The 25,558-nt window shown below is 61.7% G+C and carries 26 protein-coding genes; 10 read left to right on the top strand and 16 right to left on the bottom strand.

The features are described from left to right. Positions 1-151: 151 nt before the first annotated feature. Entirely contained in the window at positions 152-2,425 is a 2,274-nt protein-coding gene (locus QO231_RS09020) for an NADP-dependent malic enzyme (protein WP_316775301.1), read from the bottom strand. A 148-nt stretch (positions 2,426-2,573) separates the two neighbouring features. On the opposite strand from QO231_RS09020, the gene QO231_RS09015 reads away from it, so the two are divergent. The 6 genes from QO231_RS09015 to QO231_RS08990 all read left to right on the top strand — a co-directional run bounded on the left by QO231_RS09015 (position 2,574) and on the right by QO231_RS08990 (position 7,815). After that, complete coding sequence (locus tag QO231_RS09015; RefSeq protein WP_316775300.1) at positions 2,574-3,665, top strand: cupin; 1,092 nt, start codon at positions 2,574-2,576, stop codon at positions 3,663-3,665. After that, positions 3,662-4,054: a cytidine deaminase gene (locus QO231_RS09010; protein ID WP_316775299.1), complete on the top strand. Its 393-nt coding sequence runs from the start codon at positions 3,662-3,664 to the stop codon at positions 4,052-4,054. Before QO231_RS09015 ends, QO231_RS09010 begins: the two co-directional genes overlap by 4 nt. Before the next feature lie 4 nt (positions 4,055-4,058). Beyond that, positions 4,059-5,363, top strand: coding sequence for a thymidine phosphorylase (locus QO231_RS09005; protein ID WP_316775297.1), 1,305 nt, complete (start codon positions 4,059-4,061; stop codon positions 5,361-5,363). Then, the gene (locus tag QO231_RS09000) at positions 5,363-6,574 is read left to right on the top strand and encodes a phosphopentomutase (RefSeq protein WP_316775296.1); all 1,212 of its coding nucleotides are present in this window, start codon (positions 5,363-5,365) and stop codon (positions 6,572-6,574) included. Before QO231_RS09005 ends, QO231_RS09000 begins: the two co-directional genes overlap by 1 nt. 77 nt (positions 6,575-6,651) lie before the next feature. Beyond that, positions 6,652-7,284, top strand: a complete 633-nt coding sequence (gene upp, locus QO231_RS08995) for a uracil phosphoribosyltransferase (RefSeq protein WP_316775295.1) — start codon at positions 6,652-6,654, stop codon at positions 7,282-7,284. Between the two features lie 63 nt (positions 7,285-7,347). Continuing rightward, the gene (locus QO231_RS08990; RefSeq protein WP_316775293.1) at positions 7,348-7,815 is read left to right on the top strand and encodes a hypothetical protein; all 468 of its coding nucleotides are present in this window, start codon (positions 7,348-7,350) and stop codon (positions 7,813-7,815) included. Positions 7,816-7,852: 37 nt separating this feature from the next. Here QO231_RS08990 and QO231_RS08985 read toward each other — a convergent pair whose 3' ends face one another. The 3 genes from QO231_RS08985 to QO231_RS08975 form a co-directional block, all read right to left on the bottom strand. After that, complete coding sequence (locus QO231_RS08985) at positions 7,853-8,866, bottom strand: hypothetical protein (RefSeq protein WP_316775291.1); 1,014 nt, start codon at positions 8,864-8,866, stop codon at positions 7,853-7,855. Between the two features lie 82 nt (positions 8,867-8,948). Then, entirely contained in the window at positions 8,949-10,574 is a 1,626-nt protein-coding gene (locus QO231_RS08980) for an AMP-binding protein (RefSeq protein ID WP_316775289.1), read from the bottom strand. Positions 10,575-10,716: 142 nt separating this feature from the next. Beyond that, positions 10,717-11,370 carry a VPLPA-CTERM sorting domain-containing protein gene (locus QO231_RS08975; RefSeq protein ID WP_316775287.1) on the bottom strand — a complete coding sequence of 218 codons (654 nt, stop codon included), beginning with the start codon at positions 11,368-11,370 and terminating at the stop codon, positions 10,717-10,719. A gap of 179 nt (positions 11,371-11,549) precedes the next feature. On the opposite strand from QO231_RS08975, the gene QO231_RS08970 reads away from it, so the two are divergent. Next, entirely contained in the window at positions 11,550-12,197 is a 648-nt protein-coding gene (locus tag QO231_RS08970) for a sulfotransferase family 2 domain-containing protein (protein ID WP_316775285.1), read from the top strand. Between the two features lie 113 nt (positions 12,198-12,310). Here the strand turns inward: QO231_RS08970 and QO231_RS08965 are convergent, their stop codons facing one another. From QO231_RS08965 to QO231_RS08925, 9 genes are all read right to left on the bottom strand, one after another. Further along, positions 12,311-12,511, bottom strand: coding sequence for a hypothetical protein (locus QO231_RS08965; RefSeq protein ID WP_316775283.1), 201 nt, complete (start codon positions 12,509-12,511; stop codon positions 12,311-12,313). Between the two features lie 41 nt (positions 12,512-12,552). Further along, positions 12,553-14,754 carry a 3-hydroxyacyl-CoA dehydrogenase NAD-binding domain-containing protein gene (locus QO231_RS08960; protein WP_316775281.1) on the bottom strand — a complete coding sequence of 734 codons (2,202 nt, stop codon included), beginning with the start codon at positions 14,752-14,754 and terminating at the stop codon, positions 12,553-12,555. Continuing rightward, positions 14,751-15,239 (bottom strand): cupin domain-containing protein, encoded by a 489-nt coding sequence (locus tag QO231_RS08955; RefSeq protein ID WP_316775278.1) that lies wholly within the window; start codon positions 15,237-15,239, stop codon positions 14,751-14,753. Before QO231_RS08955 ends, QO231_RS08960 begins: the two co-directional genes overlap by 4 nt. Next, the gene (locus tag QO231_RS08950; RefSeq protein ID WP_316775276.1) at positions 15,239-16,450 is read right to left on the bottom strand and encodes an acetyl-CoA C-acetyltransferase; all 1,212 of its coding nucleotides are present in this window, start codon (positions 16,448-16,450) and stop codon (positions 15,239-15,241) included. The genes QO231_RS08955 and QO231_RS08950 overlap by 1 nt, the downstream gene beginning before the upstream one ends. A 10-nt stretch (positions 16,451-16,460) precedes the next feature. Continuing rightward, the gene (locus QO231_RS08945; protein WP_316775273.1) at positions 16,461-17,099 is read right to left on the bottom strand and encodes a glutathione S-transferase family protein; all 639 of its coding nucleotides are present in this window, start codon (positions 17,097-17,099) and stop codon (positions 16,461-16,463) included. 280 nt (positions 17,100-17,379) lie between these two features. Continuing rightward, entirely contained in the window at positions 17,380-18,519 is a 1,140-nt protein-coding gene (locus QO231_RS08940; protein ID WP_316775271.1) for an acyl-CoA dehydrogenase family protein, read from the bottom strand. 62 nt (positions 18,520-18,581) lie between these two features. Then, positions 18,582-20,363 carry an acyl-CoA dehydrogenase C-terminal domain-containing protein gene (locus QO231_RS08935; RefSeq protein ID WP_316775269.1) on the bottom strand — a complete coding sequence of 594 codons (1,782 nt, stop codon included), beginning with the start codon at positions 20,361-20,363 and terminating at the stop codon, positions 18,582-18,584. A 45-nt stretch (positions 20,364-20,408) separates the two neighbouring features. Continuing rightward, positions 20,409-20,810 (bottom strand): MerR family transcriptional regulator, encoded by a 402-nt coding sequence (locus tag QO231_RS08930; protein ID WP_316775267.1) that lies wholly within the window; start codon positions 20,808-20,810, stop codon positions 20,409-20,411. A gap of 148 nt (positions 20,811-20,958) precedes the next feature. Then, positions 20,959-21,327, bottom strand: coding sequence for a MerR family transcriptional regulator (locus tag QO231_RS08925; RefSeq protein ID WP_316775265.1), 369 nt, complete (start codon positions 21,325-21,327; stop codon positions 20,959-20,961). A 118-nt stretch (positions 21,328-21,445) separates the two neighbouring features. Here QO231_RS08925 and QO231_RS08920 point away from each other — a divergent pair, with 118 nt between their 5' ends. Genes QO231_RS08920 through QO231_RS08910 form a run of 3 tightly spaced genes read left to right on the top strand, consistent with a single transcriptional unit; the run spans position 21,446 to position 23,707 of the window. Then, positions 21,446-21,865: a PaaI family thioesterase gene (locus tag QO231_RS08920; RefSeq protein ID WP_316775263.1), complete on the top strand. Its 420-nt coding sequence runs from the start codon at positions 21,446-21,448 to the stop codon at positions 21,863-21,865. Next, the gene (locus QO231_RS08915; RefSeq protein ID WP_316775261.1) at positions 21,865-22,386 is read left to right on the top strand and encodes a PaaI family thioesterase; all 522 of its coding nucleotides are present in this window, start codon (positions 21,865-21,867) and stop codon (positions 22,384-22,386) included. Before QO231_RS08920 ends, QO231_RS08915 begins: the two co-directional genes overlap by 1 nt. Then, positions 22,376-23,707, top strand: a complete 1,332-nt coding sequence (locus tag QO231_RS08910; protein WP_316775259.1) for an MATE family efflux transporter — start codon at positions 22,376-22,378, stop codon at positions 23,705-23,707. The genes QO231_RS08915 and QO231_RS08910 overlap by 11 nt, the downstream gene beginning before the upstream one ends. A 13-nt stretch (positions 23,708-23,720) precedes the next feature. Here the strand turns inward: QO231_RS08910 and arsC are convergent, their stop codons facing one another. From arsC to QO231_RS08895, 3 genes are read right to left on the bottom strand one after another with little or no spacing between them, the layout of a single operon-like run. After that, positions 23,721-24,065: an arsenate reductase (glutaredoxin) gene (gene arsC, locus QO231_RS08905; RefSeq protein ID WP_316775257.1), complete on the bottom strand. Its 345-nt coding sequence runs from the start codon at positions 24,063-24,065 to the stop codon at positions 23,721-23,723. After that, a complete protein-coding gene (locus QO231_RS08900) occupies positions 24,062-25,120 on the bottom strand; it encodes a quinone-dependent dihydroorotate dehydrogenase (protein WP_316775255.1) in 1,059 nt (352 codons plus the stop codon). The genes arsC and QO231_RS08900 overlap by 4 nt, the downstream gene beginning before the upstream one ends. Then, positions 25,117-25,455, bottom strand: coding sequence for a DUF952 domain-containing protein (locus QO231_RS08895; protein WP_316775465.1), 339 nt, complete (start codon positions 25,453-25,455; stop codon positions 25,117-25,119). Before QO231_RS08895 ends, QO231_RS08900 begins: the two co-directional genes overlap by 4 nt. Positions 25,456-25,558: the final 103 nt, after the last annotated feature.

Genomic DNA, 25,558 nt, shown 5'->3' with positions numbered 1-25,558 from the left:
GGACGGTGAAGACCGACTTGCCCCTCTGTTCGGAAACGACCCGCCGGAACGTGCCCATAGCCAGAACGTCAAAAGGCACGCCGTCAAGCACGAGATTGGATCTGCCGTGCCCGACCGCGCTGGCGGCAAGACACGGCCAGGTCAAATAGGTCTAGCCGTAGTGTGTGACCGGTGTGCCGGCGACAGCAGCCATGTTGAGCAACCCGCGCGGGGTGATCGAGGGCGAGACGATATGCGCCTTGTTGCCCATGCCCATAAGGATGGGCCCCACTTCAAGCCCGCCGGCCTTCATCTTGAGAACATCGCGTACCCCGCTGGCGGCGTCCGAGTGGGCAAAGATCAGGACGTTCGCGTTCGACTTTATCCGCGAGCTTGGGAAAATGCGGTCCCGCAAATCCGCATCAAGGGCGGTGTCGATGTTCATTTCGCCTTCATAGATGAAGTCGCGCGGTTCGCTATCCAGAATATCGATGGCTGCGCGCAACCGCTTGCCCGAGCCTTCGGTCTGATTGCCGAACTGCGACTGTGAGCAGAACGCGATCTGGGGCTCGACACCAAACCGGCGGACATGGCGTGCCGCCGCGATCCCGATTTCTGCAAGTTCGGCGGCATCCGGCAATTGGTGAACATGGGTGTCGGCGATGAACAGCGGGCCGTCTTCGAGGATCATCATCGACAGCGCACCATGGGGCGAGAATTCCTGCGAGCCGAGGATCTGGGAGACATAGTTCAGATGCCAGCGGTATTCGCCGAAGGTTCCGCAGATCATGCTGTCGGCTTCGTCGCGATGCACCATGATGGCACCGATGGCCGTGGCGTTGGTGCGCATGATCGCCTTGGCGATATCGGGTGTGACTCCCTTGCGCTGCATCAGCGTGTGATAGCTGTTCCAGTAATCGTAGTAGCGCGGGTCATTCTCGGGGTTGACCAGTTGGAAATCACGTTCCGGCCGGATGTCGAGCCCAAAGCGTTCACAGCGCTGTTCCATGACCTCGGGGCGACCGATCAGGATTGGCGTCTCGGTGGTCTCTTCCAGGATCGCCTGTGCCGCCCGCAAGACACGCTCATCCTCGCCTTCGGTCAATACGATGCGACGGCTGGCCTCGCGGGCGGCCTGAAACACCGGCCGCATGAGAAGCGCGGATTTGAACACGCTCTGGTTCAGGCGCTGGCGATAGGCGGCCATGTCGTCGATCGGGCGCACCGCCACGCCGGTATCCATCGCGGCCTGCGCCACAGCGGCCGACACCACGGCAACGAGCCGGGGGTCGAACGGTTTGGGGATCAAATAGTCGGCCCCGAACGTCAGTTCTTCGCCTCGGTAGGCGGCGGCGGCCTCGGCGCTGGTGGTGGCGCGGGCCAGTTCGGCGATGCCGTCGATACAGGCCAGTTGCATTTCGTCGTTGATCTCGGTTGCACCCACATCGAGCGCCCCCCGGAAGATGAAGGGGAAGCACAGGACGTTGTTGACCTGATTGGGAAAGTCGCTGCGCCCGGTGGCGATGATCGCGTCCGGCGCAACCTCGCGCACGGCGTCGGGCATGATTTCCGGGTTCGGATTGGCCAGCGCAAAGATGATCGGCCGATCGGCCATTTTCTGCACCATTTCAGGCTTCAGCACGTTTGGTCCGCTGAGTCCGAGAAACAGGTCGGCGTCGTCAATCACGTCATCCAGCGTCCGCTTGTCGCTTTTTTGGGCGAAACTGGCCTTTTGCGGGTTCATGTCCTCGCTGCGACCTTCGTAGACCAGCCCATGCACGTCACACAGCCAGATGTTCTCGCGCTTGACGCCCATCTTGACGAGCATGTTCAGGCAGGCAATCCCCGCCGCGCCGCCACCGGTGCTGACGACACGTATCTCCTCAAAGGACTTCTTGGCCACGAAAACCGCGTTCTTGGCCGCAGCACCAACGACGATGGCGGTGCCATGCTGGTCGTCATGGAAAACCGGGATGTTCATCCGCTCGCGGCAGATCTTTTCGACGATAAAGCAGTCCGGCGCCTTGATGTCCTCAAGGTTGATCGCGCCAAAAGTGGGGGCAAGCGAGCATACGATTTCGGCCAGCTTCTCCGGATCGGATTCGTCCACCTCGATATCGAAACAGTCAATATTGGCGAATTTCTTGAACAGGACCGCCTTGCCCTCCATCACCGGCTTGCTGGCCTGCGCGCCGATATTGCCCAGCCCCAGGACCGCGGTGCCGTTGGACACGACCCCCACAAGGTTGGCTTTGGTGGTATAGCGCGCGGCATTCGCCGCATCATCCTTGATTTCCAGACAGGCCTCGGCCACGCCGGGTGAATAGGCGCGCGCGAGATCACGCCCGTTTGCCATAGGTTTTGTCGCCCGGATTTCCAGTTTCCCGGGCTTGGGGTATTCGTGGTAGAACAGCGCAGCCTGGCGCAGGGTTTCATTTTCGGACATGACCGGGGTTCCTCCAAAAGATGGTTTAGGACTAAACGAACCTGTGACGTGGGGGCAACCGCGAATATCACAGACTGCGGTTTCGGTACCGCGCTTGCAGAATCTCCTGACCCCCGCCAGAGTTTTTCGCAATCTGACAAGAGGTCCCATGTCTGATATCATAGCCGAAGTACGCCAGCCGACGTCCGAACTGCGCGATGATCTGCCCTTCTATACAAAGACGCTCGGGATGAGGCTGGATATGATCTATCCGGCGGACAATCCGCAGGTGGCGGTGTTCTCCGGTTATGGGGTGCGCCTGCGGATCGAGAATGGTGCGACCGAGCCCCCGGGAACGATCCGGATCCTTACGGATGATCCTGACGGGTTTGCGAACGGTGTTCGACAATTGACCGCCCCGAATGGAACGCGCATCGAGATCGTTGAACGCAATCCGCCGATCGTCCTGCCCACGACGCTGCATTCCTTTGTGGTGCGCCGCCTGGCGGATCAGGCGCCCTGGATCATTGGCCGCGCCGGCATGCAGTATCGCGACCTGATCCCCGACCGGTTGGGCGGGTCGATCATCGCCAGCCATATCCGCATCCCCGATGGCGGCCCGGTGCCGGACATGGTGCATTTTCACAAGGTCGGGTTTCAGCTGATCTTCTGTTATCGCGGCTGGGTCGATGTGGTCTACGAAGATCAGGGCCCGCCGATGCGCCTGACAGCGGGAGATTGCTTCATCCAGCCGCCGGAAATCCGTCACCGGGTGCTGGTGGCGAGCGACAATGTCGAGGTGATCGAAATCGGCGTGCCTGCAGAGCATGTGACCGAGATCGACCATGACATGACCTTGCCAACTCCCCACCTGCGTCCCGATCGTGAATGGCAGGGGCAGCGGTTCGTGTTCAATCAGGCCGAGGGTGCCGAATGGCTGCCCTTCCGACTGCCGGGCTATGTCAGCCGTGACACCACGATCGCCGCCAATACCGGCAATGTCGCGGGTGTTCAGGTGGTGCGGCGCGGGCCGGGAGGTCCGGTCTGGGCGCGCCATGACACCGACATCCTGTTCGCGTTCGTGATGGAGGGGCGGGTGACCTTGCAGGGCGAGGAGCGTGACGCGTATGATCTGATGGCGGGGGATGCCTTTGTCATACCGCCGGGCATGAACACGCGGCTGGCCGATCCCAGCGACGATATCGAGTTGCTCGAGGTCGCCTTGCCCGGTGCGTTCAGAACAGAACTGGAAACCGGATGAACCTGAAAGACGCAGCAACGCGGGTGCGCGAGAACGCCCATGCTCCATATTCCGGCTTCAAGGTAGGAGCCGCCCTGCGCGCGGGGTCTGGCACAGTCTATTCCGGGTGCAACGTGGAAAACGTCGCCTATCCGGAAGGCACATGTGCCGAGGCTGGCGCCATTGCCGCGATGGTCGCTGCGGGTGATACCGAACTGGTCGAGGTCTATGTGATCGCCAGCAGCCCGATGCCCGTCACGCCTTGTGGCGGCTGTCGCCAGAAACTGGCGGAGTTTGGGGATGGCGCCGTGACCGTGACCATGGGGACCACCAACGGTGCCGAACAGGTGATGACGCTTGCCGAGTTGCTTCCCGGTGCGTTCACCTCTGATCACATGGCGGGTCGATAGGGCGATGGACGCGCGCGCCATTATCGCCAAACTGCGCCGCCACGAGGTGCCGGATGCAGCAGAGCTGTGCTGGTTTGCGCAAGGCCTTGCGGATGGAACGGTGAGCGACGCGCAGGCCGGGGCCTTCGCCATGGCGGTTTGCATGGGCGAACTCGGCGAGGTCGGGCGCGGTGCACTGACACTGGCAATGCGCGACAGCGGCGAGGTCTTGACCTGGGACCTGGATGGCCCTGTGGTCGACAAACATTCGACCGGCGGCGTCGGCGATTGCGTGTCGTTGTTGCTGGCTCCGGCGCTGGCCGCCTGCGGGGCCTCTGTCCCGATGCTTTCGGGCCGGGGTCTGGGCCATACGGGCGGAACTCTGGACAAGCTTGAGGCGATACCGGGGCTGACGACCGATGTGTCGCAGGAGCAGTTGACCGAGATCGTCTCGAAGGTTGGCTGCGCCATTGTCGGCGCGACCGCACAGATCGCGCCAGCGGACAAGCGGCTCTATGCGATCCGCGATGTGACAGCGACCGTCGAGAGCGTTGATCTGATCACGGCCTCGATCCTCTCAAAGAAACTCGCGGCGAGCCCCGACGCGCTGGTGCTGGATGTCAAGGTCGGCAGCGGGGCGTTCATGAAGACGCAGGACGAGGCCCGCGCACTTGCCAAGGCATTGGTGGGGGCCGCCAATGCCGCCGGATGCAGGACGAGCGCGGTGATCAGCGACATGAACCAGCCGCTGGCCCCGGCGCTTGGCAACGCGCTTGAAGTGGCCGAAATCATGCTGGTCCTGACGGGTCAGACCAAAGGACCGCTGATGCAATTGACTGCCGCGCTGGGCGGCGTGGTGCTGGCGGATGCCGGGCTGGTCGACGATGTGCAGGACGGGGCCGACCGGGTGGTCGCCGCGATACGTGACGGGCGTGCGGCAGAACGATTTGGCAAGATGATCGCGACGCAGGGCGGGCCACTGTTCTTTGTCGAGGACTGGGCGCGGTTCCTGCCCGAAGCCGATGTGATCCTTGAAGTCGCGGCCCGGGACGCGGGTTATGTCAGCTCCATCGATGGCGAGGCGCTGGGGCTGACGGCTGTCGCGCTGGGTGGTGGGCGACAGGTGGAAAGCGACGTGATCGACCCGGCGGTGGGCCTATCGGGCCTTGTTCGGCTGGGCGAACAGGTCAATCCGGGGCAGCCCTTGGCGGTGATCCATGCCGGGCGCGAGGACGCGGCGCGGCGGGCCGAGGCTGCGGTCCGTTCGGCGATCACGATCGGGGACACGCCGGAACCGGTGCCGGACCTGATCTACGAGAGGGTTGGCTGATGGCGCGGGCATTCCTTGTGGTGATGGACTCGGTCGGCATCGGCGGTGCGCCGGATGCCGGACGATACTACAACGGCACTGTTCCCGATACCGGGGCCAATACCGTGGCCCATATCGCCCAGGCCTGCATGGCGGGTCGGGCCGAACGCGGACGCAGCGGCGCATTGAAGGTGCCGCATCTCGACCAATTGGGGCTGGGGGCCGCAGTGCGCCTGGCCTCGGGTTTTGCCGCGCCCGGTCTGGGTATGACGCCCGCTGGTGCGTGGGGGGCCGCGACCGAAGTATCACGGGGCAAGGACACGCCGTCAGGCCATTGGGAACTTGCCGGCGTGCCTGTGCCGTGGGACTGGCACTTTTTCCCGGACGACCTCCCGGCCTTTCCCGACACGCTCGCCCGCACCGTGGCGCAGGCGGCGGGGACCGGGGGCATCCTTGGCAATTGCCATGCCTCGGGCACCAGGATCATCGCCGAATTGGGGCCTGAACACCTGCGGACGGGTTGGCCCATCTGCTATACATCGGCGGACTCCGTGTTTCAGATTGCCGCCCATGAAGAGCATTTTGGTCTCGACCGTCTCTTGACCCTTTGTGCCGAAATCGCGCCGCGGCTCCACGCGCAAAAGGTCGGCCGGGTGATCGCCCGCCCGTTCATCGGGCGGGCCGATACCGGGTTCATCCGGACGTCCAATCGCAAGGACTATGCCATTACCCCACCCGCACCGGTCCTGACCAACTGGGTTCAGGACGCGGGGCACAGGGTTTATGCGGTGGGCAAGATCGGTGATATCTTTTCGATGCAGGGCATCGACGATCTGCGCAAAGGGGATGATTCCGAACTGATGGGCCATCTGTCGGATCTCGTGGATGATGCCGAAGACGGCAGCCTGACATTCGCCAATTTCGTCGAGTTCGACAGCCGGTTCGGTCATCGGCGCGATATTTCGGGATATGCCGCCGCGCTGGAGTGGTTCGATGTGGGGCTGGGCCGGATACTCGCCCGGTTGCGTCCCGATGACATCATGGTTCTGACTGCTGATCACGGCAACGATCCCAGTTGGACGGGAACCGATCATACCCGTGAACGGGTGCCGGTTCTGGTCAGCGGTCGGGGTGCCCGGTCCTTGGGGCACGTGGGCTTTGTCGATGTCGCCGCAAGTGTTGCCGATCACCTCGGTGTGCCGCCACGTGGGCCGGGAATGAGCTTTTTCTGACGTCGCGCACAGGCGCATGGGTTGCGGAGACCGCGCTGCTGGCCCACAACTTGTCCCGGACATTCCGGGAGAGTCGCATGTCAGAAGCCGTAACCGTCGTTGATCATCCGCTGGTTCAGCACAAGCTGAGCCTGATGCGGGAAAAGGACACGCCCACCGCCGTGTTCCGTCAGCTCTTGCGTGAGATCACCCAGCTTCTGGCCTATGAGGTCACCCGCGAAATGCCGATGACCCGCAAGCCCATCGAAACACCGCTGGAAGAGATGGATGCGCCGACGCTGGCCGGCAAGAAACTGGCGCTGGTATCGATCCTGCGGGCCGGGAACGGCATGCTTGACGGGGTGCTGGAATTGATCCCGCTGGCGCGGGTCGGCTTTGTCGGGCTGTACCGCGACGAGAAAACCCTGCAACCGGTGCAGTATTACTTCAAGGTGCCCGACGGGCTTGAGGACCGGCTGGTGATCGCGGTCGACCCGATGCTGGCCACCGGAAATTCCTCGGCGGCCGCGGTGGATTTGCTGAAAAAGGCCGGGGCGACCAACATTCGCTTTCTGTGCCTACTGGCTGCGCCCGAGGGCATTGCGCGGATGCAGGAAGCGCACCCGGATGTGCCGATTGTCACGGCTTCGATTGACCGAAAGCTGAACAGTCAGGGCTATATCGTGCCGGGGCTGGGCGATGCGGGCGACCGGATGTTTGGAACTAAATGACCGCGCTTTGACACATCTGTCGTTCTGCGGCACTGTTTCGTCAGCAACCACTCGAGGGCAGACATGAACGTGTATCACATTCTCGGAGCCACGATTATCGCCATGGGGGGATTGGTCGGTGGCGCAGCACCGGTGGTGGCTGACGTGGTGAAGATGCTGCCGCAAAACACCCGCGTCGTGCCCTATCATGTCTATGAAGATCGCCAGCAGGCGCGCGATGTCGTGACGCCGCGAGGCTATCGGCGCGTCTGGGACGACGACCGATTGAACCCGCAGCGCGGAATCACGACATTGAAGCCCACTGGCTCCGGGGCTTATGCAGTGGTGCCCCCGGGCTACAAACCGGCCTGGAATGACAACCGCCTGAATCCGACACGGGGGCAGGGCACCGCATTTGGTGCTGCGCAAACTGATCGGGTGTGGCGCCAGACCGTCCCGCGTGTTCCGATGCCGGTGGCCGCGCCACAGCGTCTCTATGACGGCCCGACGCCGCGCAAGCAGCAGAAGACGCCGCTCTGGGAAACACGATAGCGCAGCTGTTTGCGTTCATGGCACGCAAGAGCCTGCCTTAACCGCCGCAGATGTTCTGTAGCTGAACCCAATCCCGATCGGGAAGGATCGGTACGGGGTCGCGTCCGGCCATCGGGTCAGCCTCGATCAGGTCGAGCACTGTTTCGCCGGTGACATCCCGTGCGTAGGCGTAGGGCGAAGATGGTATCTGCGCGGTATCAAAGGCCGCGAGCAAGGCACCGGGCGGCAAGGGTGGTCTGGGGGAAATCAGGACCCATTCGGCATAGCCGTCAAGCGTACCTTGTGTCACCTCGCCCGTGGTCAGCAGCCGGAAGCTCGCCACCGGCCCGGCAAAACCGAGAAGCTGGTCCAGTGGGTCGCTGACCTCAGCCTGAACCTGTTCTGCGAGGATGTAACCCGCGGCGACGGCAGGATCTTCGTAGTCTTCGATCAGGGCCTTGTTCAAAAGGATGACACCGCCCGGCAGGTTACGGCTGTCGATGACCCCGGCAGGCAATACCACCAGCCGCTTGGCCCCGGTGCGTTTCGCCAGTTGCACCAGAACCGGCGTGGTTTCGGCGGTGCCGCAGGCAACGCCTGCCACACGTTCGATCCGACCCAGAAGCGCGTCGCCGATTGCCTGCCGCTGGATTTGGGGCACCACGTTCAGCACGTGGCTGCGCAGCACGCCGGGCAACCACAGGACCAGCACCGCAAGAACCACAGCTGCAATCGCCATCGAACCGGCAAACCGCAAACGGCCCGGCCGCGACCTGCTGCGATCAATTGCGCGCCGCAGCTTGGCGATGGCGTCCAGCATGGCGGTTTCGTCCTCGGCAATCTCCAGCGTTTCGCCAGGATCGCCATCGGGGGAAAAGATCGCGGGGAATTCTCCGGGGTTCTGGCGCAGCACCGCCGCCAGCGACCAATGGGCCAGCGGTTGTTCCTTCATGTCGGTGATGGTCAGTGTCGCGTCGCCAATCTTGACGACCACATCGCGACGTTGCACGTCAGGCGATGGCCGCCATAGGCCCGAGGCTTCCAGCCGTTCATATTTCTTGAGCGCCGTCATGCTGCGGGGTCTGCCAAGCCTCTATTTTTGCGATCTCTTACCATGCCCCGCCTAGGCGGCAAACGGAATTGCGCCCGACGCCTCATAGATCGGCGGATCGCCTGCGCAATTCGAACTTCTGTATCTTGCCGGTCGAGGTTTTTGGCAATTCCTGAAACACCACGCTTTTCGGAGTTTTGAAACCGGCGAGCGTTTTGCGGCAAAACGCAATTAGCTCGACCTCTGTTGGATTGGCCCCATCTTTCAATTCGACAAATGCACAGGGGACTTCGCCCCATTTTTCATCCGGCTTTGCGACCACGGCGGCCAGCAACACATCGGGGTGGCCCATCAGAACGCCTTCGATTTCAACCGAACTGATGTTTTCGCCACCCGAGATGATGATGTCCTTGGCCCGGTCCGCAATCTGGATATAGCCATCCGCATGTTGCACGGCGATATCGCCGGAATGGAAATAACCACCCTTGAAGGCCTCTGCCGTGGCCTCGGGGTTCTTGTAGTAGCCCTTCATCATCCCGTTGCCGCGCATCACGATTTCGCCCTGCGCGCTGCCGTTCATCGGGATTTGCTCCATCTGCTCATCAACCACGGTGATGTGCTCCATGAACGGCATGGCCACACCTTGGCGCGCCTTGATCGCAGCGCGGGCCTCGCCCTCCAGATGGTCCAGATGCGGGCCCCAGGTGCATTCGGTCGCCGGCCCATAAACTTCGGTCAGCCCGTAGACCTGCGTCACGTGAAAGCCCATCGGTTCGATCTTGGCCAGCGTGGCCGGGGCAGGAGGGGCGCCGGCGGTGAACACCTGGACCGTGTGATCAAAAGCGCGCCGTTCGGTTTCAGGTGCGTTGACAAGCATGTTCAGCACGATGGGCGCGCCGCCGAAATGGGTCGCTCCTTCGTCTGCAATCGCGCCAAAGATCGCGGGTGCCGTGATGTCTCGACAGCAGACAAGCGTGCCCCCGACCATCGGCATCATCCAGGTGTGGCACCAGCCGTTGCAGTGAAACAGCGGTACGATTGTCAGATAGCGGGGGCGTAATACCATGCCCCAGCTGATCACCTGGCCCATGGCGTTCAGATAGGCACCGCGATGATGATAAACCACGCCCTTGGGCCGCCCGGTGGTGCCGCTGGTATAGTTCAGCGCAATGCTTTCCCATTCGTCCTGCGGCATGATCCAGTCGAAATCATGGTCTGCATTGCCCAGCACCTGTTCATAGGTCGCATGGCGTCCGGTGGCCGGGTAACCTGCCGCGGCATCGGGCACTTCGATCAGGATCGGGCCGGGGCCGTCATTGCGGGCAATGGCCGCTTCGACCAGTTCCGCGAATTGGGTATCGACCAGCACCACGCGCGCCCCACCGTGATCGAGGATATAGGCCACGGTGCCGACGTCGAGCCTTGTATTGATTGCATTGAGGACAGCGCCACAGGCAGGCACGCCAAAATGCGCTTCGGCGTGGGCAGGGATATTGGGCAGCACCGTGGCCACGACATCGCCGGACGCCACGCCCATGTGCGACAGAGCCGAGGCCAGCCGGGTGCAGCGGTCGTAATACTCGGCATAGGTCTTGCGGTGGGCACCGTAGATCACGGCCAAATCATCGGCAAAGACGTGCGAGGCCCGTCGCAGCCCAGAGAGCGGCGTCAGAGGGACATAGTTGGCCGCTGTCTTGTCGAGCCCGGATTCGTCGCACATCCACCCCATCTTGCATATCCTCCGCTGCCGTTTCGCACCGAACCCTATGGCGATGGTGCTGGGCTTTCAATCGGGATTGCAGGCGAGACGTGGCTCAGAACTACAAAAGGCGACGCATTGCGCCGCCTTTCGAATGGTGTTTGTCTGAAAGTCAGCTCTTGCGGCGACGGCGCGCGGCATAGCCAAGGCCAGCCAAGGCAGCTGCCAGAAGCGGCATTGTCGCGGGCAACGGAACCGGTGTCGGGGTCCCGCTCACCAGAAGCGATGCGCTCTGGAGATCAAATTCGTCGGCGCCGCGATACGGCCAGCTTGAACCGGTGTTTTCGGAAAATCCGAAGGAGAACATGCTGGATGCGACCGAATGGGCGAAGGCATCAGGAGAACCGAGGTCCGACCAGAAGCTCAGCGTGATTGTCTGGGGGCTGGCTTCGTCGTACATGGTCACAAAGTTGTCGTCAGACGATGCGCCATCATCCGACCCGAGAATGCGCGCTTGCCAGCGCTCTCCCAGGCCGAACCACCCGCTTGGACCGGCGTTGCCAAAGGTCAGGGTCAGATCAAACCGCTCGATCGATCCGGTAACCGTACTCAGGTCGAAATTGTCCTGAAACCGCGGCGCCTCGTTGTCGGCAACAGTCACCGAGTCAGAGTTGAGTGCACCCGAGCCGTACTGGTCAGGTGCTACATTCCCACTTCCTGTGCCATAGTCGTGAGTGAACATGCCCAGAGTCGCGGCCTGAGCGCCACCAGCAAGGGCAAGTGCGACCGCTGCGGCCGCGAGAATTGTAGGGTTTTTGTTAAACATGGATTGTGTCCCTCATAAATACACTATTCACAATTCGATTATTCACATCTTCAGGAGCCAATTCAAATGAATTTAATTAAATTCCTGAAAAGTTTTTGTTTTTTCGACGCCCAACACAATTGGCTATGGGCAAGACACCGTTATTGTATCTCGATCGGCATCAAATCAGGGACGGTCAAATGATTGTTTCCCCGGGCCGTCGATACGTGTTCGTGCACATTCCCAAAACGGGAGGGACGGCGCTGGCACTCACGCTTGAGTCGCGCGCGATGCGGGACGATCTCATGCTCGGCGATACCCCCAAGGCCATGAAACGCCGCCGCCGTTTGCGTGATGTGCAAACTCGGGGGCGATTGTGGAAACACTCGACCCTTGCCGATATTGATGGCCTGATCGCGCCGGAGATAATGAACGGGTTGTTCGCATTTACGCTGGTACGCAATCCCTGGGATCGGGCGGTCAGCTATTATCACTGGCTCAGGGATCAGAACTTTGATCATCCGGCGGTCGCGTTGGCGCGGCGACTGGAGTTTTACGAGTTCGTGATGAACCCCACGATCATGGCATCCTTTCGGTCCTATCCTGCCCGTCGATACATGCGTCACGCCGATGGCCGCGAACACTGCGATGCCTACATCCGGATCGAAAAGTTCGACGAGGACGCCGCCCCGCTGATCGCGCATCTTGGGTTCGATCTGAAAATGCCGTTCCTGAACCAGTCTTCGAGAGCCCGGGACTATCGCGGCTATTATTCCTGCGAGAGTGCGGCAACGATCGCGGAATGCTGCGCCGAGGACATCTCCCGCTTTGGTTATACGTTCGAGTGATCCTCGGGATCGACTTCGGTCAGGATCAGGCGCCAGAGCGTCCCGGAGATCAGCAGCGGCGGCAATCAGCGTCCCGCAAATCAGCAGATGTCCCGCGAGACCCGCGCCGCCCGTCAGCCCGGAAATGCCGCGATTGTCGCCAGCGCCGCGACAAGGCTGGGCCATTGCTTGCCGAGCATGGCGCCAAAGAAACCGGGGATCAGACCTGCAAGACCCGAAATGGCATCCTTGCCATCCGGTGAAAACAACGCTGCCGGCACCAGAAAACTGACGCCGACAGCAACAATGATCAGGATCAGCCGCCAAGGCAGCACACGCGCGCCGCTGCCCGGTGGTGCATCGCGAGAAACGACGATCAGGCCGCCGCAGCTTCGGGGGCGAACCGACCGTAAAAGGTCTGGCCCTTCTCTGCCATCTCGCGCAACAGATCCGGGCACTTGAACCGGTTGCCATACTTGGCCGTCAACTGGTCACAGCGTTCGGCGGCGTAGGGCGCGCCGATGATATCAAGCCAGCTCAGCGGGCCACCGGACCAGGGCGCAAAGCCCCAGGCCAGGATCGCGCCGACATCGGCCTCGCGGATATCTTCGACCACGCCTTCTTCCAGCGCCCGCACCGCTTCCAGAACCTGCGCGAACATCAGACGTTCCTGCACTTCGATCAGGTCGGGTTGCGCGTCTGCCAGCGGGTACTTGTCGTGGATGCCCTGCCAATAGCCCGTGCGCTTGCCCTTTTCGTCATAGTCGAAATAGCCGGCCTTGGCTTTGCGCCCCAAACGCCCCTGTTCCTCCATCCAGAACACCAGATCGTCCGCCTCACTCGCCGGATACTCATTGCCCATCGCCTCTTTGGTGGCGCGGGTGATCTTGGCGGCGAGGTCGATGCTGGTCTCATCACCCAATTGCACCGGACCCACAGGGAAGCCGAGTTGCTGTGCCGCGTGGTCGATCAGAACCGGTGCAACGCCTTCGGTGATCATCCGTGTGGCCTCGTTGCCATAGGGAATGATACAGCGGTTGCAGTAGAAGAACCGTGCGTCGTTGACCACGATGGGCGTCTTGCGGATCTGGCGCACATAATCCAGCGCCTTGGCGACGGCGCGCGGGCCGGTTTCGCGGCCCTTGATGATCTCGACCAGCAGCATCCGCTCGACGGGTGAGAAGAAGTGGATGCCGATGAATTGTTCCGGCCGTTTTGATGCCTTGGCCAGGCCGGTGATCGGCAGGGTCGAGGTGTTGGAGGCAAAGATGCAATCCTCGGGAATGATCGCTTCGACCTTCCGGGTCATCTCGGCCTTGACCTTGGGATCCTCGAACACTGCTTCGATGATCAGATCACAATACTTGAGCTGGTCAAGATCGGGGGTGGCGGTGATCAGGCTCAGCATTGCCTCTTTCTTCTCGGGTGTCACTTTCTTGCGCGCGATCCCCTTGTCCAGGTACGCCTCGGAATAGGCCTTGCCCTTGTCGGCGGCGGCTTGATCCCGGTCGATCAGAACGACCTGCATGCCAGCTTGCGCCGAGACCAGCGCGATGCCCGCGCCCATCATGCCCGCGCCGAGAACACCCAGCGTCTTGACCCGCTGATCCGGCACATCCTTGGGTCGGACCGCGCCTTTTTCAAGCGCTTCCTTATTGAGGAACAGCGAGCGGATCATCGCGCCCGACGACGGGTTCATCAGAACAGAGGTAAACCAGCGCGCTTCGATCTTCAGCGCCGTGTCAAAATCCACCAGCGCCCCTTCGTAAACCGCGCTCAGCAATGCCTTGGCAGCGGGGAACGCACCTTGGGTCTTGCCGTGCACCATGGCGCTGGCACCCACAAAAGTCATGAAGCCTGCCGGGTGATATGGCGCGCCGCCGGGCATCTTGTAGCCCTTGGCGTCCCAGGGTTTGACGATGTCCGCGTCCTTGGCACTCAGAACCCAGTCGCGGGCCGCGGCAACCGGATCGTCCACGACCTCGTCCACAAGACCGGCGGCTTTGGCTTTCTTTGGTTCGACCATCCTGCCTTCGAGCAGGAAGGGAGAGGCCCCCATCGCGCCCAGCTTGCGGGTCAGGCGGGTGGTGCCGCCGGCGCCCGGAAAGATGCCGACCATGATTTCCGGCAGGCCGATCCGTGCCTTGGGATTGTCGGCGACAAAAATGCGATGCGTCGCCAGCGGAAGTTCCAGACCGATGCCAGCGGCGGTGCCGGGCAGGGCGGCGGCAATCGGCTTGCCGCCCTTGTTGGTCTTGGGGTTCATGCCGGCGCGCTCGATCTTGCGCAAGAGGGCGTGCATCTGCATCGTGCCTTCAAACAGGCCTCGCGCCGGATCGTCGCCTGCGTCTTCCTTCATCTTGGCCAGCAGGTTCAGGTCCATGCCACCGGCAAAGGAACCGTCCTTGCCGCTGGTGATCACGACGCCCTTGACGGCCTCATCGGCCAGCGCGTCGTCGATGCAGTCCGACAGTTCCGTAAGCCCGGTGATGGACATGACATTCATGGATTTTCCCGGCACATCCCAGGTGATCGTGGCAACGCCGTCGGCGTCTTTGGTCATAGTGAAATCGGTCATTTTCTGTCTCCGATCTGGTCAGCCGTCAGCGGGCTGCCGTTTTTGCGTGTAAAATTGTTCTCGGCCCCGGGGGTGTCTGTCACCATCATGTCGATATCGCTGTAGATGGCGGTCTCGGTCAGGGTTCGCGTGCCCACCACGAGGAACGCCGCGCGCTTGTCGCTGCGGTTGACCAGGTGATGTCCGTTCTCCTGACCCGCAGGCCAGGCGGCGCAATCGCCGGGGCGCATCACGATCTCGCCTTCGTTCTCCACAAGCACCAGCTCGCCTTCGGTCATCATCGCAAACTCGTCCTGTTCAAGATGATAGTGGCGAAGTGACGACGCGCTGCCCGGCTCGATGAAAACGAGGTTCACCCCAAACTGGGTGATCCCTCCGACATCGCCGAGCGCCTGCCAGGATCGCCCTGACACTGCCTCGGCCAGTTGGCCCGGATAGCTTGATCTCGACACGATGCTGATCTGTGAAAGGTCCAGTATCGGCATCAGACCCGCTCGATTATGGTGGCCGCACCCATGCCGGACGCAATGCACAGGGTTGCAAGGCCGGTCTGTTTTCCGGTGCGCTCCAGTTCATCCAGCAGCGTGCCGATGATGATCGCTCCGGTTGCGCCCAGCGGATGACCCATGGCGATCGACCCGCCATTGACGTTGACCAGGTCTGGATCAACATCGAACGCCTGCTGGAACCGCAATACGACGGCGGCAAAGGCCTCGTTGACCTCGAACAGGTCGATATCCTTGATGTCCATGCCGTTGTCAGCAAGGATTTTTTGCGTCACCGGAACCGGGCCGGTCAGCATGATCGTCGGATCCGTTCCGATCTTGGCGGTGGCCTTGATGCGGGCGCGGGGTTTCAAGCCGTGTTTCTCGCCGAATGCCTTGTTGCCGATCAGAACGGCGGCGGCCCCGTCCACGATGCCCGAGCTGTTGCCCGCATGGTGGATGTGGTTGATCCGTTCGAGATGCGGATACTTCATCAGCGCGATCTTGTCGAAACCGGGCATCTGTTCGCCCATCATGGCAAAGCTGGCGTTCAGCGAACCAAGGCTCTGCATGTCGGTCTGCGGGCGCATGTATTCGTCATGATCCAGGATCGGCAAACCGTTCTGGTCACGCACGGTGATCACCGACTTGGCAAACCGCTTGTCATCCCACGCGGCCTTGGCGCGGCGTTGGGATTCTACGGCCAGCGCATCGGCCTGATCCCGGGTGAACCCGTATTCGGTGGCGATGATATCCGCCGAAATGCCCTGCGGCACGAAATAGCTGTCCATGGCGATGGACGGATCAACGGCAATCGCCGCCCCGTCGCTGCCCATCGGCACGCGGCCCATCATCTCGACCCCGCCGGCGATATAGGCATCGCCTGCGCCGCCTTTGACCTGGTTGGCGGCCAAGTTCACCGCCTCCATGCCGCTGGCACAGAACCGGTTGATTGCAAGGCCGGGGATGGACTGGTCAAGATCGGAGGCCAGTACCGCGGAGCGGGCAAGACAACCCCCCTGTTCCATAACCTGGGTCACATTGCCCCAGATCACGTCTTCAACGGCATGGCCGTCGAGATTGTTGCGCTCTTTCACGGCGTTCAGGGTCTGGGCCGACAGGCGCAGGCTTGTCACTTCGTGCAGGGCGCCGTCCTTGCGGCCCTTGCCGCGCGGTGTGCGCAGCGCGTCATAGATATAGGCTTCGGTCATCAGGGTCTCCTCAAGCGCGATCCGACGGGTTGCCGGGCATCAGGTCATAGGGATGTTTCCATCCCGGTGTTTCAGAAAGACGCGTGAGCCACGCGTCGATGTTCGGCCAGTCCGCCCGGTCAAAGCCGAACGGTTCCGGGTAGTAGAGATAGCCACAACAGCTGATATCGGCATTGGTGATGCCGTCCCCGACAATCCAGTCGCGCCCAGCCAGATGCGCATCCAGCACCTGGTAGGCGGCTTTGAGGCGGCCCTGGTTGAACGCGATCACATCGGGATTGCGATGCTGCTCGGGCAGGAAATTGATCAGGAACCGCGTCAGGCCCGCCTGCGAGCTGAGCTTGTGGTTGTCCCACAGCACCCAACGCAGAACCTCATAGCGCTCTGCCTCGCCCTTGCCGCCAAACTTGCCGGAGCGGTCCGTGACAAACTGCTGAATTGCACCCGATTGGCTCAGGCGAAGATCGCCGTCCACCAGCACCGGCGCTTCGCCTTGCTCGTTGATCGTGCTGCGAAACTCCGCTGCGCGGGTCACGCCGGCGAAAAAATCGACAAAAACCGGTTCCCAGTCCAGCCCGCTCAGCTCAAGCGCCAATGCTGCCTTGTAGGAATTTCCGCTTTCGCCAAAACAATGCAATTTCAGTGTCATGTGCCAAGAGCCCCTCCCCGGGCGTGTGTGGGTTCTGTCGGATTTGAGTATTTGTACAAAGATGAAGCCGCAGGTTTTCTTCGGTAACCGCGCGTTAAGATTAATGGACCATGCTTGGTGCCGCGGTACAGGCTGGAGAGCCGATGGCCGTCAAAGGCGAAGTCGCTCCCGTCCTGTTGACAAGCGCACGGTGGCGGGGGCGCATCCTGTGTTTCATCTTTGTGCAAATACTCCCGCCGGAGGCATTCCAGGGGTGCAACCGCCGATACCGCTCTTCTGTTCAAAGCGACCTCGCAATCAACTCTTTCATGATCTCGTTGGTGCCGCCATATATCCGCTGCACGCGCGCATCCGTCCACATTTCGGCAATCGCGTATTCCTGCATATAGCCATACCCACCATGCAACTGCAGGCAGGCGTCAAGGACCTGACCTTGCGTTTCAGTGGCCCAGTATTTCGCCATCGCCGCCTTCTCAACGCTGAGCTTGCCTGCAATCAGATCGGCGATGCAATCGTTCAGAAACGCTTCGGTCACGGCCAGTTTCGTCTGGCATTCCGCCAGTTGAAACCGCGTGTTCTGGAATTGCAACAGAGTGTCGCCAAATGCCTCGCGTTCCTTACAATATTCTATCGTGCGTTCGATGCCGCCCTGCATGGATCCGACGGATTCCGCCGCAATGATCAGCCGCTCCTGCGGCAATTGTTGCATCATCTGGTAAAAGCCGCGACCTTCTTCGCCGCCAAGGATGTTCTCGGGCGGAATCTCGACATTGTCAAAGAACAACTCCGATGTATCCGAGGCGTGCTTGCCAATCTTCGCAAGGTTGCGTCCACGGGTGAAGCCAGTTGCGCCGCCGGTCTCTACGGCGACCAATGAGATGCCCTTGGCACCAAGTGACGGATCGGTCTTGGCCGCCACCAGAATCAGATCGGCATGCTGGCCGTTGGTGATGAAGGTCTTCTGCCCGCTCAACCGATAGGCGTTGCCTTCGCGCACGGCCCTTGTCTTGATCGACTGGACATCTGTTCCGGCCGATGGCTCGGTCATCGCCAGCGCGCCGACCATCTCGCCGCGCGCCATTTTGGGAAGCCAGGATTTCTTCTGCGCCTCTGACCCGAAGGCCAGAATGTAATGCGCCACGATGCCGGAGTGGATGCCATTGCCCCAACTCGCAAGATTGGCCCGTGCCGCTTCGATCACGATCGCAGCTTCATGCCCGAAATCGCCACCAGCGCCGCCGTATTGCTCGGGGATGGACGCGCAGAGCAGGCCGAGTTCGCCCGCCTGACCCCATGTGCTCTTGTCCATTTCCCCCTGCTTGCGCCATTTCTCGATTTGCGGCACCCATTCCTCGGAAAAGAATGTGCGGGCCATGTCGGCCAGCATCTCGTGCTCTTCGGTCTTCCAGCTTGGGGTCATGGTCGATCCTCGGGGTCTGCGCGGGGTGCGCGGCGACGGGCAGTGCCGCCGCGCGTTTTCGATCAAAAGTTTGCCGCGTCAAGCGCCATCACCGTATCCGCACCGCTCTGGATACGGGTCAGGTGCATCGCGGTCGCGGGCAGGCGGCGTGCCATGTAGTAACGCCCGGTCGCCAGCTTGGTTTCATAAAACGCCGTATCCGGCGCTCCCGAGGCCAGAGAGTCCAGCGCCGCCTTGGCCATCTGCGCCCACATCAGGCCCAGGCAGACATGACCGAACATGTGCAGGAAGTCCGTCGAGCCGGCCAGGGCGTTGTTCGGGTTCTTCATGCCGTTCTGCATGAAATACATACCGGCGGCCTGCAGGTCCTTGGACGCGGCCTTGAGCGGTTCAAGGAAGTCGCGGTCAAAGTCTTCGTTCTGACCGGAATTGTCCTTGATATAGCTTTTGACCAGATCAAAGAACGCCATCACGTGCTTGCCGCCGTCCTGCGCCAGCTTGCGGCCGACGAGATCAAGCGCCTGAACGCCGTTGGCCCCTTCGTAGATCATCGCGATACGGGCATCGCGGGTGAACTGCGACATGCCCCATTCCTCGATGTACCCGTGCCCGCCATAGACCTGCTGGGCCTGAACGGTCATGTCGTAGCCTTCGTCGGTGAGAAAGCCCTTGATCACCGGGGTCAGCAGCGAAATGAGGCCGTCAGCGTCGTCATCGCTGTTGCGATGCGCGCGGTCGATCATCACCGCACCCCACAGGATGAACGCACGCGCACCTTCGGCAAAGGACTTCTGGTCCATCAGGCTGCGGCGGATATCCGGGTGCACGATCAGAGGATCGGCCGGCCCGTCCGGGTTCTTGGCACCGGTGACATCGCGACCCTGAAGCCGGTCCTTGGCGTATTCCACCGCGTTCTGATAGGCGGCCTCAGCCTGTGACAGACCCTGCATCCCGACACCCAGACGGGCCTCGTTCATCATGGTGAACATGGCGCGCATGCCCTTGTGCTCTTCGCCCAGCAGATAGCCGGTCGCCTCGTCATAGTTCATCACGCAGGTCGAGTTGCCGTGAATGCCCATCTTTTCTTCGATGTTGCCACAGGAGACGCCGTTGCGCGCTCCGAGGCTGCCGTCCTCGTTGACGAGGAATTTGGGCACGATGAACAGGGACACGCCCTTGATCCCTTCGGGGCCGCCGGTGATCTTGGCCAGCACCAGATGCACGATATTGCCGGCCATGTCATGTTCGCCAGCCGAGATGAAAATCTTCTGACCCGTGATCTTGTAGCTGCCATCGTCCTGTGGCTCTGCCTTGGTGCGCATCATCCCGAGATCGGTGCCGCAGTGCGGCTCCGTCAGGTTCATGGTGCCGGTCCATTCACAAGACACCATCTTGGGCAGGTAGGTGTCTTTCTGCGCATCGGTGCCATGCGCCAGAATGGCGCTGGCGGCACCGTGGGTCAGACCCTGATACATGGTAAACGCCTGGTTGGACGCCGAAAACATCTCGCCCACAGCGGTGCCGATCACATAGGGCATGTTTTGCCCGCCGTATTGTTCGGGCATATCCAGCCCGGGCCAGCCGCCTTCCTTCATCTGCTCGAACGCCGCCTTGAATCCGGTTGGTGTGCGCACCACACCGTTTTCAAGTGTGCAGCCCTCGGTATCGCCAATCACGTTCAGCGGTTGCAGAACTTCGGTGCTGATCTTGCCGGCTTCTTCGAGGATCGCGCTGGTGAAATCGGGTTCAAGATCGTCATAGCCGGGAATTCCCGCTTGGGTGATGTTCAGCACGTCATGCAGGATGAACTGCATATCCTTGGTCGGGGCTACATAGCTGGGCATGTGGGATCCTCCTGGTGAATATTGTCTGGGCCGCGCCGATCAGAGCTATTCGGCGGCCTTGTTTGCGGTTTCGTTGGAATCGATGATCTTGCCGGCCCAGTCGATCTGGGTCTGCAACTCGCCAATCGCCTGGGTCAGCTCATCGCGCTTTGATTCCATGTCGGCCAGCCGCTCTTTGGCGATCTCGTAGGCGCGCAGCAATTGCGTATGTTGCTGATCGCCCATCTGGTAGAGATCGAGAAGCTGGCGGATTTCCTCGAGGCTGAAGCCAAATCGCTTGCCCCTGAGAATCAGTTTGAGACGTCCGCGGTCGCGGCGTGTGAACAGGCGTTTCTGTCCGTCCCGTTCCGGGAACAGCAATTCCTTGGACTCGTAGAATCGCAGGGTTCGGGGCGTGACGTCAAAGGCGTCGCACATTTCGCGGATGGTCATCATGTCATCGGTCATCGGTTTTTCTCTCAGGTTTCGCTTGGCAGCCGTGAGATGTGTGCCTCTGGCCGCGGTTACAACATGAGATTGACGTTTACGTAAGCGGAACGCTACGTCACGGGGAATTTGACGTGGGATAAACCAGTTCCGACGATGGATGCAGCACTCAGGAGACGGCGCGGGCGGTCTCGTTGCGCAGGTCTTTCAGTTCCTGCATGGCCTCATCAAGCTGCGCGCGCTGGCTCTCAAGCTCGGTCATCTGCCGGTCGGCCATCTCGACGAAGGCCTGCATCTGCGCGGCTGTGCCTTCCTTTTCGTAGATCAGCAGCCATTGGCGAATCTCTTCCAGGGAAAAGCCGTATTTGCGCCCGCGCAATACCAGCTTCATTCTTGCGGATTCGCGCGGCCCGTAAAATCGCGCGCGCCCGTCACGGTCGGGCTGCAGCAGTTCGATATATTCATAATAGCGCAGGGTCCGTGGTGTGACGTCGAACTTTGCGCACATTTCCTTGAACGACAATCGCGTATCAGCCATGTCTCTACTCCCCGATCAGCAAAGCGTAAAATGATGTCCAGGCAAGCGCAACAGGTGGGCTTGCCCTTTTGGCACGGGACTGTTCATAAAGACCCCGAAACAAGCGAGGACAGCACGGATGGCGGACAAGGCCCAGATAGCGCGGCAATTCATCGAGGCAATCCCACATTGTCGGGCGCTTGGCATGGTGCTGACGGATATCAGTGCGGGCAAGGCGGTGATCGAGATGCCCTATGACGGCAAGCTGGTCGGCGATCCCAAGACCGGTGTCATTCACGGCGGCGCGGTTTCGGCGATCATGGACACCTGTTGCGGGGCCGCCGTGATGAGCCACCCGGCCGCCCCGGGCGGGACGGCCACCATCGATCTGCGCATTGACTACATGCGCGGCGCGACACCCGGACAAAAAATCGTCACCACGGCGCATTGTTATCACATCACCCGGAACGTCGCGTTCGTGCGGGCAACCGCGGTCGATGATGACATGGACCGCCCGGTCGCCACCGCGGCAGGCTCATTCACAGTGGAGAAGTCCTGATGGCGCGGCCCCGTCCCGAACCGATGCAGGTGGTCAAACAGCGCCGGGACTCGGCGTTGAATGCGCTGGTCCAGGGCGTGCCCTACATCCAGTTCCTCGGCATCGAATTCGAACGCCGTGGCGACGAGCTGACCGGTCTGCTGAACTTTGACGAAAAGCTGATCGGCAATCCGTTCCTGCCCGCGATCCACGGCGGCGTGACGGCGGCGTTTCTTGAGACGACGTCGATCATCACGCTCAGCTGGTCGTTCCTGTGGCCCGACATTGAATCCGGTGCGATCGATCTTGACCAAATGGCGGCGGGCGATCTTCCGAGCCTGCCCAAGACCATCGGTTTCACGGTTGACTACCTGCGGTCCGGCCTGCCACGCGATGCCTATGCCCGCGCTACCGTCAGTCGCGCGGGTCGCCGGTATGCCTCGGTCCGGGTCGAGGCCTGGCAAGACAATCGGGACAAGCTGTTCGCACAGGCGACTGGGCGGTTCCTGATGCCGCCCCAGGGCGAGCGGGATGGCGGCTGAGACCACCAGCCAGATCACGCATCGGCGTGTCCTGAAGATTGCCGTACCCATCGTGATTTCCAACGCCACGGTGCCGATCCTCGGCGCGGTGGATACCGGAGTCGTCGGCCAATTGGGCGAGGCTGCGCCAATTGGTGCGGTGGGCATCGGTGCGATCATCATCGCGTCGCTCTACTGGTTCTTCGGCTTTCTGCGCATGGGAACCACCGGCTTGACCGGGCAGGCATTGGGCGCCGGGCGCATGGACGAGGTCACGGCCCTTCTGACCCGCGCCATTCTGATCGGCGCTGTGGGCGGACTGGCAATCCTGTCGTTGCAGGTGCCGCTGTTCTGGGCCGCGTTTCAGGTGTCCCCGGCTTCGGCAGAGGTCGAAGGGCTGGCGCGCGGGTACATGGCAATCCGGGTCTGGTCGGCCCCCGCCGCAATCGCCATCTTTGGCATCACCGGTTGGTTGATCGCACAGGAACGCACCCGTGCGGTGCTGGTGTTGCAACTCTGGATGAACGGGCTGAACGTCGGGCTGGACCTGTGGTTCGTACTCGGCCTTGGCTGGGGGGTGAACGGCGTGGCCTTTGCCACGTTTCTCGCGGAATGGAGCGGGCTGGCGCTGGCGCTCTGGCTTTGCCGCGAAACCTTCACCACGCCGGCCTGGCGTGATTGGGCGCGGGTTTTTGACAAGACACGCCTGCGCCGAATGCTGCTGGTCAATGTCGATATCCTGATCCGCTCTCTGATGCTGATGGGCATCTTTGTCTCGTTCCTTTTCCTGGGTGCCGATTTTGGCGACGTGACTTTGGCGGCCAACCAGATCCTTCTGCAATTCATCGAAATCACCGCCTATGCGCTGGACGGGTTTGCCTTTGCCGCCGAAGCGCTGGTGGGCCAGGCGGTGGGCAAGGCCAGTGTCGAGCGCCTGCGCCGCAGCATCGGGGTTGCGTCGGTCTGGGCACTCTTGGGGACGCTCCTGCTGTCGCTTGCGTTCTGGCTCTGGGGCGCGGCAATTGTCGACCTGATGGCCAAATCGGTCGAGGTCCGTGCCGAGGCGCGCGATTATCTGAACTACATGCTGCTGGTCCCGGTTCTGGGGGTCGCCAGCTGGATGCTTGACGGCATTTTCATCGGTGCCACGCGCACCGCAGACATGCGCAACATGTCGATCCTATCGACAGGTGCCTTCGTGATCGCGGTGTCGGTGTTGGTGCCGATCTATGGCAATCACGGATTGTGGATTGCGTTCCTGTTTTCCTTTGTTGCACGGGCGGTGACGCTGGGCGCCCGCTATCCGGCATTGGAACGCGCCACGGCGGCGGGCGCGCTCTAGGTCTGGTTCGCGCTCAGAGAAGCTCCAGCACCCGCTCCGGCGGCCGCCCGATCACGGCGCGCGGACCGGCAATCGCCAGCGGACGTTCGATCAGGATCGGGTGCTCGGCCATGGCTTGCAGCAGCACATCATCGCCATCCGTCTTGTTCAGCCCAAGTTCGCGAAACAGCTTTTCGCCGGGTCGCATCATCTCGATCAGCGGTGGTTCGCCAAGCGCCGCACGTGCCTGTTTCAACTCGTCCAGGGTCGGGGCGTCGTCCAGATATCGCCGTTCGTGAAAGGCCGCTTCGCTCTCGGTGAGGAGCGCCACCGCCTGCCGCGATTTCGAACAGCGCGGGTTGTGCCAAAGTTCGATCATAGCCAGTCCTCTCTCTTGGTGCCGACAGCCTCTGCCACATTGCCAAACCCGTCCCGTTCCAGCAACCGGTCCAACCCGGTTGCGATCTCACCCACGAGAGACAGCCCGCCATAGACCAGCGCGGTATATAGCTGCACTGCCGAGGCCCCTGCGCAGATTTTGGCGTAGGCTTGCTCGGCATTGCCGATCCCGCCCACACCGATCAAGGGAATGTCTCCGTCCAGCAGCGCGCTCAGGCGGGCCAGCACGCGCGTTGATCGTTCAAACAGCGGCGCACCCGAAAGCCCACCGGCCTCATCCTGATGACGGCTCTGCAACCCGTCGCGCGACAAGGTCGTGTTGGTCGCGATAATCGCGTCGATGCGCTCCTTGCGGGCCACCTCTGCGATATCCGCCAGATCCGCCTGATCCAGATCGGGCGCGATCTTGAGGAACACCGGGAGTGGCCGCGCCAATTCTGCACGCGCCCGCATTACCCCCGCGAGCAACGCCGCCAAGGCCGCCTTGCCTTGCAAATCACGCAGCTTTTCGGTGTTTGGGGAGGAAACGTTGACCGTGGCAAAATCCAGGTGCGCCCCGCAATGGCGCAGGACTCTGGCAAAATCGCCGGGCCGGTCGGTGCTGTCCTTGTTGGCCCCGAGGTTCAGCCCGATCACGGCGTCGCGCGGGCGCGCGGCCAGCCTTGCGCAAATCGCCTCCATCCCCTTGTTGTTGAACCCGAAGCGATTGATCGCTGCGCGATCCTCGGTCAGGCGAAACAGGCGCGGGCGCGGGTTTCCGGGCTGTGGGCGAGGGGTGGCGGCTCCGACTTCGACAAAGCCGAACCCGGCGCGGGTCAGCGGGGCCAGCGCCTCGGCATTCTTGTCAAACCCGGCGGCGAGACCCACGGGATTGGGCAGCTCCAACCCGGCCAGGGTACTGCGCAGCCGATCCGAGGTGATCGGCCCCGGCGCGGTCGTCAGCCCGCTTTGCAAGGCGCGCATCGCAAGCCCGTGCGCGGTTTCGGGATCGACCCGGTGCAGCGCCGCAAGGCCGAGTTTTTCGAGCACGCTCATGCCATGTCTTTCGGGAACTGATGCGTCCCATCCACCAGCGGCAGAGGCTTGGCCCAGAGCATGTCGGACAGGCGCAACACGCGATAGAGATGCGGGAACAAGGCACCACCACGCGACACCTCCCATTTCAACGCGTCGCCCAGAGCGTCAGCGTCAATCGCCAGCAGGATCAGATCATCGGCTCCGGAAAAGTGCTTTGCGGCGGTTTCGGCGGCTTGTTCGGCGGTGGAAAAATGCACGAACCCATCGGCCAGATCGACCGGAGCGCCACGGGTTTCGCCGTCGGCCTGAAGCGCGGCCCATTCCTCGGCGCGGAATATCTTGTAGATCAACATCCGCGCGGTGTTGCATCGCATGGGGGCAAGGGTCAAGCCACTTTGCCCAAGATCGTCATGCCCTTTGACAAGTCACCACAAAGCAGCGCAGGATTTCGGACAA

Source organism: Sedimentitalea todarodis (assembly GCF_032595355.1).
Classification (GTDB): domain Bacteria; phylum Pseudomonadota; class Alphaproteobacteria; order Rhodobacterales; family Rhodobacteraceae; genus Sedimentitalea; species Sedimentitalea todarodis.
Note: the sequence above shows the minus strand (reverse complement) of the source record. Positions and strands in the feature narration are given on the sequence as shown.

Bases quoted from the DNA above. Each gene is read 5' to 3' on its own strand.
- QO231_RS09020 (WP_316775301.1), bottom strand. From the start codon at position 2,425: ATGTCCGAAAATGAAACCCTGCGCCAGGCTGCGCTGTTCTACCACGAA.
- QO231_RS09015 (WP_316775300.1), top strand. From the start codon at position 2,574: ATGTCTGATATCATAGCCGAAGTACGCCAGCCGACGTCCGAACTGCGC.
- QO231_RS09010 (WP_316775299.1), top strand. From the start codon at position 3,662: ATGAACCTGAAAGACGCAGCAACGCGGGTGCGCGAGAACGCCCATGCT.
- QO231_RS09005 (WP_316775297.1), top strand. From the start codon at position 4,059: ATGGACGCGCGCGCCATTATCGCCAAACTGCGCCGCCACGAGGTGCCG.
- QO231_RS09000 (WP_316775296.1), top strand. From the start codon at position 5,363: ATGGCGCGGGCATTCCTTGTGGTGATGGACTCGGTCGGCATCGGCGGT.
- upp (WP_316775295.1), top strand. From the start codon at position 6,652: ATGTCAGAAGCCGTAACCGTCGTTGATCATCCGCTGGTTCAGCACAAG.
- QO231_RS08990 (WP_316775293.1), top strand. From the start codon at position 7,348: ATGAACGTGTATCACATTCTCGGAGCCACGATTATCGCCATGGGGGGA.
- QO231_RS08985 (WP_316775291.1), bottom strand. From the start codon at position 8,866: ATGACGGCGCTCAAGAAATATGAACGGCTGGAAGCCTCGGGCCTATGG.
- QO231_RS08980 (WP_316775289.1), bottom strand. From the start codon at position 10,574: ATGGGGTGGATGTGCGACGAATCCGGGCTCGACAAGACAGCGGCCAAC.
- QO231_RS08975 (WP_316775287.1), bottom strand. From the start codon at position 11,370: ATGTTTAACAAAAACCCTACAATTCTCGCGGCCGCAGCGGTCGCACTT.
- QO231_RS08970 (WP_316775285.1), top strand. From the start codon at position 11,550: ATGATTGTTTCCCCGGGCCGTCGATACGTGTTCGTGCACATTCCCAAA.
- QO231_RS08960 (WP_316775281.1), bottom strand. From the start codon at position 14,754: ATGACCGATTTCACTATGACCAAAGACGCCGACGGCGTTGCCACGATC.
- QO231_RS08955 (WP_316775278.1), bottom strand. From the start codon at position 15,239: ATGCCGATACTGGACCTTTCACAGATCAGCATCGTGTCGAGATCAAGC.
- QO231_RS08950 (WP_316775276.1), bottom strand. From the start codon at position 16,450: ATGACCGAAGCCTATATCTATGACGCGCTGCGCACACCGCGCGGCAAG.
- QO231_RS08945 (WP_316775273.1), bottom strand. From the start codon at position 17,099: ATGACACTGAAATTGCATTGTTTTGGCGAAAGCGGAAATTCCTACAAG.
- QO231_RS08940 (WP_316775271.1), bottom strand. From the start codon at position 18,519: ATGACCCCAAGCTGGAAGACCGAAGAGCACGAGATGCTGGCCGACATG.
- QO231_RS08935 (WP_316775269.1), bottom strand. From the start codon at position 20,363: ATGCCCAGCTATGTAGCCCCGACCAAGGATATGCAGTTCATCCTGCAT.
- QO231_RS08930 (WP_316775267.1), bottom strand. From the start codon at position 20,810: ATGACCGATGACATGATGACCATCCGCGAAATGTGCGACGCCTTTGAC.
- QO231_RS08925 (WP_316775265.1), bottom strand. From the start codon at position 21,327: ATGGCTGATACGCGATTGTCGTTCAAGGAAATGTGCGCAAAGTTCGAC.
- QO231_RS08920 (WP_316775263.1), top strand. From the start codon at position 21,446: ATGGCGGACAAGGCCCAGATAGCGCGGCAATTCATCGAGGCAATCCCA.
- QO231_RS08915 (WP_316775261.1), top strand. From the start codon at position 21,865: ATGGCGCGGCCCCGTCCCGAACCGATGCAGGTGGTCAAACAGCGCCGG.
- QO231_RS08910 (WP_316775259.1), top strand. From the start codon at position 22,376: ATGGCGGCTGAGACCACCAGCCAGATCACGCATCGGCGTGTCCTGAAG.
- arsC (WP_316775257.1), bottom strand. From the start codon at position 24,065: ATGATCGAACTTTGGCACAACCCGCGCTGTTCGAAATCGCGGCAGGCG.
- QO231_RS08900 (WP_316775255.1), bottom strand. From the start codon at position 25,120: ATGAGCGTGCTCGAAAAACTCGGCCTTGCGGCGCTGCACCGGGTCGAT.
- QO231_RS08895 (WP_316775465.1), bottom strand. From the start codon at position 25,455: ATGTTGATCTACAAGATATTCCGCGCCGAGGAATGGGCCGCGCTTCAG.